This is a genomic window from Streptomyces noursei (genome assembly GCF_001646665.1).
GTDB classification, from domain to species: Bacteria; Actinomycetota; Actinomycetes; order Streptomycetales; family Streptomycetaceae; genus Streptomyces; species Streptomyces lavendulocolor.
In genome coordinates this window covers 93,663-99,737 of record NZ_LWBU01000141.1, presented here as the reverse complement: position 1 = coordinate 99,737, position 6,075 = coordinate 93,663, and the positions used below count along the sequence as shown (strand labels likewise).

Annotated in this window: 7 protein-coding genes and 1 tRNA gene; 5 read left to right on the top strand and 3 right to left on the bottom strand. The window is 74.2% G+C overall.

Annotated elements, in window-relative coordinates; translation table 11 throughout:
• Positions 1–292: 292 nt before the first annotated feature.
• The 3 genes from A4V12_RS12070 to A4V12_RS12060 are packed head-to-tail and all read left to right on the top strand — an operon-like array spanning position 293 to position 3,359.
• Entirely contained in the window at positions 293–1,174 is an 882-nt protein-coding gene (locus A4V12_RS12070) for an ABC transporter permease (protein WP_064069307.1), read from the top strand.
• Positions 1,150–1,977, top strand: a complete 828-nt coding sequence (locus tag A4V12_RS12065) for an ABC transporter ATP-binding protein (protein WP_064069299.1) — start codon at positions 1,150–1,152, stop codon at positions 1,975–1,977. Before A4V12_RS12070 ends, A4V12_RS12065 begins: the two co-directional genes overlap by 25 nt.
• A complete protein-coding gene (locus A4V12_RS12060; protein WP_064069298.1) occupies positions 1,974–3,359 on the top strand; it encodes an LLM class flavin-dependent oxidoreductase in 1,386 nt (461 codons plus the stop codon). Before A4V12_RS12065 ends, A4V12_RS12060 begins: the two co-directional genes overlap by 4 nt.
• Positions 3,360–3,503: 144 nt before the next feature.
• On the opposite strand, the gene A4V12_RS12055 is transcribed toward A4V12_RS12060, so the two are convergent.
• Complete coding sequence (locus A4V12_RS12055; protein WP_064069297.1) at positions 3,504–3,974, bottom strand: DUF309 domain-containing protein; 471 nt, start codon at positions 3,972–3,974, stop codon at positions 3,504–3,506.
• A gap of 261 nt (positions 3,975–4,235) precedes the next feature.
• Between A4V12_RS12055 and A4V12_RS12050 the strand changes: the two genes are divergently transcribed.
• Positions 4,236–4,309, top strand: a tRNA-Pro gene (locus tag A4V12_RS12050).
• A 348-nt stretch (positions 4,310–4,657) separates the two neighbouring features.
• Here A4V12_RS12050 and A4V12_RS12045 read toward each other — a convergent pair.
• The gene (locus A4V12_RS12045; RefSeq protein ID WP_064069296.1) at positions 4,658–4,843 is read right to left on the bottom strand and encodes a DUF1737 domain-containing protein; all 186 of its coding nucleotides are present in this window, start codon (positions 4,841–4,843) and stop codon (positions 4,658–4,660) included.
• 384 nt (positions 4,844–5,227) lie between these two features.
• Here A4V12_RS12045 and A4V12_RS12040 point away from each other — a divergent pair, with 384 nt between their 5' ends.
• The gene (locus A4V12_RS12040; protein ID WP_064069295.1) at positions 5,228–5,770 is read left to right on the top strand and encodes a hypothetical protein; all 543 of its coding nucleotides are present in this window, start codon (positions 5,228–5,230) and stop codon (positions 5,768–5,770) included.
• 54 nt (positions 5,771–5,824) lie between these two features.
• On the opposite strand, the gene A4V12_RS12035 is transcribed toward A4V12_RS12040, so the two are convergent.
• On the bottom strand, positions 5,825–6,004 hold the full coding sequence (locus A4V12_RS12035) for a hypothetical protein (RefSeq protein WP_064069294.1): 180 nt from the start codon (positions 6,002–6,004) through the stop codon (positions 5,825–5,827).
• Between the last annotated feature and the right edge of the window lie 71 nt (positions 6,005–6,075).

The window sequence follows — 6,075 nt, the reverse complement described above, 5'->3', positions numbered from 1 at the left end:
CGCGCGGCGGCCGCCCCGGCCCAAGGGCCCTGCCCCCCCGCCCCCCCCCGCCGCCCCCCCCGCCCCCGCCCCCCCCGCCGCGCCCCTCCCCGGGCCCGCCCCCCCCGCGACCGTGGCCGGCACCCGCCCCGGCGAGGGAGGCCCGGCCGCACTCGCCCCCGGGCCCGTTGGGAAGCTGGGCCCTGAGCGGGCCACCGGTCCAGGCCCCGGCGCCGACCGCCCGCCTGTCCCGGGCCCCAGCCCCCGACACGGCTCCGACGCCGACTCCGACCCCACCCCCGACCCCGGCCACATCCCCGACCCCACCCCCACCCCCGACTCCGGCCCGCACACCCGTCCGAAGGCCGCGGCCCCGTCCGGGCCCGAGGCCCCACCCGTGCGGCGGGCCGGGACCCGCCGGGGGCGCCTCGGCCCGGCCCGCCCGGTGCCCTTCGGCCGGCTGCTCGGCCCCGCGCTGCTCGTCACCGCGTGGTGGGCCGCGTCCGCCGGCGGACTGCTCGATCCGCGGATCCTGTCGGGACCCGGCACCGTCGCCACCACGGCGTTCGACCTCGTGGCCGACGGCCGCCTCCAGGGCAACGTGCTCATCTCCCTCCAACGCGCCGGCCTGGGGCTGCTGTTCGGTGTGGCCGCGGGCGTCACGCTCGCCGTGGCCGCGGGCACGAGCCGCACCGGCGAGTACCTCGTCGACGGCCCTCTCCAGATCAAGCGCGCCATCCCCTCCCTCGCCATGCTGCCGCTGCTCATCCTCTGGCTCGGCATCGGCGAGGAGATGAAGGTCACCGTCATCGCGCTCGGTGTCGCCGTGAGCGTGTACATCAACACGCACGCCTCCCTCACCGGTATCGACCACCGCCATGTCGAACTCGCCGAGGTCCTGCGGCTCGGCAGGTGGCGGTTCCTGCGTTCGGTGGTCGTCCCCGGCTCGCTGCCCGGCTTCTTCGTCGGGCTGCGGCTCGGCGTCACGTCGTCGTGGCTGGGACTGATCGTCGTCGAACAGATCAACGCCACCAGCGGCATCGGTTACATGATGTTCCAGGCCCAGCAGTACGCCCAGTCCGACGTGATCATCGTGGGGCTGGTGGCGTACGGCACCTTCGGCTTCGCCTCGGACGCCCTCGTACGCGCCGTCGAAAGGAGGGCCCTGTCATGGCGCCGCACCCTGGCGGGCTGACCGCACCCGTCCCCCCGGCCGTCCGCGCCGACGCGCCTCCCGCCGTACGCATCCGGCGGCTGGTCCGCCGCTTCGGCGACCGGACGGTACTGAAGGACGTCGATCTCGACCTCGCCCCCGGCGAGTTCACCGCGCTGCTCGGGCGCAGCGGCTCCGGCAAGTCGACCCTGCTGCGCGCGGTCGCCGGACTCGATCACGACGTCGTCGGTTCGGGCGACATCACCGTGCCCGACCGGGTGTCGCTGTCGTTCCAGGACTCCCGCCTGCTGCCGTGGCTCCGGGTGCTGGACAACGTGGTGCTCGGACTGCGCGGCCCCCGGGCCCGCGAACGCGGCCGCACCGCCCTCGCCGAGGTCGGCCTCGCGGGCCGTGACCGCTCGTGGCCGCACGAGCTGTCCGGGGGTGAGCAGCAGCGTGCCGCCCTCGCCCGCGCCCTGGTGCGCGACCCGCAACTCCTGCTGGCCGACGAGCCGTTCGGTGCCCTCGACGCGCTGACCAGGATAAGGATGCACGGGCTGCTGCGTGAGCTGTACGAGCGCCACAGGCCGGCCGTGCTGCTGGTCACCCATGACGTGGACGAGGCGGTCGAACTGGCCGACCGCGTGCTCGTCCTCGACGAGGGCCGCGTCCTCCTCGACCTCACCGTCGACCTGCCCACCCCCAGGGCTCCCCGGGACCCCGGATTCCAGGAGTACCGGGAGACCCTGCTCACCGCCCTGGGAGTGACGGCCCCCGCCGCCCCGGCCTCCGCCGTCCCCGCCGTCCCCGCCGTCCCCACCCCCCCAGAAGGAGAGTCCCCATGACCGGCAGGACTGACCGCAAACCCCTGCACCTCAACGCGTTCCTCATGTCGGTCGGGCACCACGAGGCCGCCTGGCGGCTCCCGGAGAGCCCCGCCGGCGGCGGTACCGACGTCGGGCACTACCAGAACCTCGCGCGCATCGCCGAACGCGGACTGCTGGACTCGGTCTTCCTCGCCGACAGCCCCGTGCTGTTCGGCGACCCGGGCCGGCGTCCCGCCGGCAAGCTGGAGCCGACCGTCCTGCTGACCGCGCTCGCCGCCGTCACCAGCCGGATCGGGCTCATCGCCACCGCCTCCACCAGCTACAACGAGCCGTTCAACCTGGCCAGGAGGTTCTCCTCGCTCGACCACGTCTCGGGCGGCCGGGCCGGCTGGAACATCGTCACCACCGCCGGGGCGGACGCGGCCCGCAACTTCGGCCTCGACGACACCCCGCTGCACCACGACCGCTACCGGCGCGCCGCCGAGTTCGTCGAGGTGGCCACCAAGCTGTGGGACAGCTGGGCCGACGACGCCGTGATCGCCGACAAGGAGCGCGGTGTCCACGCCCTCGCGGACCGCGTGCGCCGCATCGACCACCGCGGCACCTTCTTCCGGGTGGACGGGCCGCTCAACGTGGCGCGCTCGCCCCAGGCGTACCCGCTGCTCGTCCAGGCCGGGTCGAGCGAGGACGGCAAGGACTTCGCGGCACGCTACGCCGAGGCCGTCTTCACCGCCCAGCAGACGCTCGACGACGGCGTCGCGTTCTACAAGGACGTCAAGCGACGGGCCCTCTCCCTCGGTCGGGACCCCGACGGCATCAAGATCCTCCCCGGCATCGTGCCGGTCATCGGCGACACCGAGGCCGAGGCCCGCGAGCTGGACGCGGAGCTCGACCGGCTCATCTCGCCCGAGTACGCCAAGCGCCAGCTCGCCCGGCAACTGCACCTGGACCCCGACGACCTCCGCCTCGACCGGGAGCTGCCCGACGCCCTTCCCGCGGAGGACGAGATCGAGGGTGCCAAGAGCCGCTTCACGCTCATCGTCGAACTGGCCCGTCGCGAGCGCCTGACCGTACGACAACTCATCGGGCGCCTCGGCGGCGGCCGGGGGCACCGCACCTTCGCGGGAACGGCCGAGCAGGTCGCCGACACCATCGAGCACTGGTACGACAGCGGCGCCGCAGACGGGTTCAACATCATGCCCGCGGTGCTGCCCTCCGGCCTGGAGCGGTTCGTCGACGAGGTCGTCCCCCTCCTCCAGGAGCGGGGCCTGTTCCGCACCGAGTACACCGGCACCACCCTGCGCGACCATTACGGCCTGCGGCGCCCTGCCAACCGGATCTTCGACACGGTCGAGCCGGGCACCGGGCAGCCTGCCATCGGCCTGGTGGAGACCGGATGACGGACCGCCCCGACGGGGCCCGGCCCGGGCCGCCACCGCCAGGCCCCCGGCCCCGCCGCCCCGCCGCGGGCCGGGGGCCGGGTCCCGGGGAAGGCCCGGGCCCGCAGCCCCGCCACAATGCCCGCCCCCTCAGCCCCCCAGCCCTCAATCCCGCAGCCTCGGCGCCTCCGCCGCCGGGTCCACCGGACCGCCCAGCCGCGCGGCCAGCGACCGCGCCCACGCCCCCAGGCCCTCCACGTCGATCCCGTACGGACGGTGGGTGAACGCCCCGATCCGGTCCGCGCCCCGCAGCAGCAGGCGCGCGCCGCCCGCCGAGTTGCCGCGGGCGCCGTGCGTCAGCCCCACCGCCAGCTGCGCCAGCCCCCGCCACAGCTCCCGCTCCTCCTCGGGACCCGACTTCCAGGCGTCCTCCAGGACCTCGTGGGCGTGGAAGGGCATCCCGGCGTCCAGCAGACGCTGAGCCTCCCGCACGGTCTCGTCCGGCGTCCGGACCACCCCTTCGGGCTGCCGCTCCACCCCCGTCTCGCCGTACGGCAGGGGTCGCCCCAGCCCGTCCCTGGGGCGCGCGCTGCGCGCCCGCCCCTCTTCGTCCCGGTCCCTCCGTGTCCTGTCCACACCCCGATTGTCACCCGGCCGGCGGATGCCGTCCCGGCCATGCCCGCCGACCGGGGCACGTCCGCGCGCCGTCCGCCACCAGGAGGACCTCCTCCCCGTCCCCGTACGGACAGGTACGGGCCCGTGGCGCTGGCGCCCTCACCACCCGAGCCCGCGCCCGCTCCGGCCACGCCCACCTGGCCCGCGACACGGACCCCGCCCCGGAGTGAGGTAATCTTTTCCTGCGCGCCGACCCCGGCTCCGGCCGAGGAACACGCGCATCGGGACGTGGCGCAGCTTGGTAGCGCACTTGACTGGGGGTCAAGGGGTCGCAGGTTCAAATCCTGTCGTCCCGACTCGAACGAGTCGCAGGTGAGGGCCGGTTTCGGAGACATCCGAAACCGGCCTTTGCCAACTGCTCGGCGATGTGCTCGGTGCTGTCGAATCCGCAGGCGGACGCCTCCGGACCCCGCGTACGCGAACCGGCGTGCGGAGCCGGATGCCGGGGCGGTCGGGCACGGCGAAGTCACGAGCCCGAGCCACAGGTGCACCGGCATGACCAGCGACCGGTCCACGAAGACCGACCGGCAGGGCGGATGGGAACAGGCCGTACAGGCCACCCAGGCGAGCATCACAACTCGCCCAGCCCGTGCGGCTCTTCCTCCGTCACGGGCCGACCATGGTCACCGCGGTCCTCACGGTCCCTACGACTGCGCCGGCCAGACCAGCGCCTGGGCGACGATGACGTTCTCCCCGTTGAAGGTGACGGCGGGGCCTTGGTGCAACTCGTAGCCGAGGCTCAACGCTTCGCTCACACGGTGGCAGAACGCGGCATCGTCCGGCCCGGTCAGGACCCGGTAGACGGGCAGTCCATCAGGCGGTGTGCTCATGAGCGAAGGATCTCACAGGCCCCAGGCGCCCTTGAGGCCCCGGCTCAATCGCTCCCAAGGCCGCCAGCGCTTCACTCCGGGGCTGGTGGAGCCTCTTCGAGGCGGTGTGGGTCGCCGCACCGCGGCAAAGCCGCGCCTGCGTGCCGGGTGCCGGGTGCCGGGTGCCGGCGTCTACCGGCTACCCGCTCTGCGGCGCCGCGGGCGCGGCGCTGCGAGAAGCGCGTGGGCGCGCCGCTCGTGGAGCGGGAGGCGCGAGACCCGCCCATGCCCGGGCCGCCCACTTCCGGCGGCAAGCAGCTGTCCGGCCCTGAGGGGCGCGATGGCGACGGGCCCGGCGGTAAATCGAGATACCGCGAGGCCGGTGCCGGTGCATACTCCTTCACCGTGGACACCGAAACGGGCGAGCTGCAGCGCCTGCGGACCGGTCCGGGACCCGACCACGATCAGCAGCGTCCGTTTCTGGTCCGCGTCCGCTTCGCTTCCGAGGATCCGGCCCGGGTCATCGAGAATGTGCGTGAGGTGCTGACGTGCGTGGTCACGCAGAGGGGGGACTGGCCGGCGTTCGAGCACTGGCCGCGGCTGTTGCCGGCCTGGTTCGTCCAGCGGTGCGCGCCCGAGCATCCTGAGCCGGAAACCGCCGGGCCGTTCGACGCCGAGGCGTGGTTGCGCCGGTGGCGGGCGATGACGCGGCAGCAGAAGGCGGCTGCCTGCCGGGGGCCGTGGATGCTCTCGGACTGGCTGCACTGCTTCGACCCGACCGAGGAGGGGGCCGGAGAGGACCGCAGCTGGTGGTGGTGGGACGCGGGAGTGGACGAACCGCATGGCGGCTGGGTGCAGGTGGTGACCACCGGCTGGCCCTTCGGCAGCGGTTCCTTGTCCTGGCTGATCGAGGCCGGCGGGGGTACGCACCTGGTGTACGGACCGTGAACAGCGACTCGGCGGGGGCACGACCGACGGCGGGAGTACGGGTGCGGGAGTGCGTCACGTGCGCGCGGTCGGCGGGGTCGTCGCGTACTGCGGGCGGCCGGTGGGCCGGTAGACCTGGATCGTCACCCCTGTGGCGGTGGATCGCGAGTCGATCAGGTCAAGCGCTGCGTCCGGGCCGGTGTGGGGGAACAGCCGCGTGCCCTGGCCGACGACGACCACGGGGTAGGTGAGCATCCCTTCTCGCGTGGCGGCTGTGTGTCATGACCGCACCGGAGCCCGGATCTCATCGGCCGGGCGGGGCTCCC

Excerpts from the sequence above, each read along its gene's own strand:
- A4V12_RS12065 (WP_064069299.1), top strand. The coding sequence starts at position 1,150 with ATGGCGCCGCACCCTGGCGGGCTGACCGCACCCGTCCCCCCGGCCGTC.
- A4V12_RS12045 (WP_064069296.1), bottom strand. The coding sequence starts at position 4,843 with ATGAGCACACCGCCTGATGGACTGCCCGTCTACCGGGTCCTGACCGGG.
- A4V12_RS12060 (WP_064069298.1), top strand. The coding sequence starts at position 1,974 with ATGACCGGCAGGACTGACCGCAAACCCCTGCACCTCAACGCGTTCCTC.
- A4V12_RS12035 (WP_064069294.1), bottom strand. The coding sequence starts at position 6,004 with ATGCTCACCTACCCCGTGGTCGTCGTCGGCCAGGGCACGCGGCTGTTC.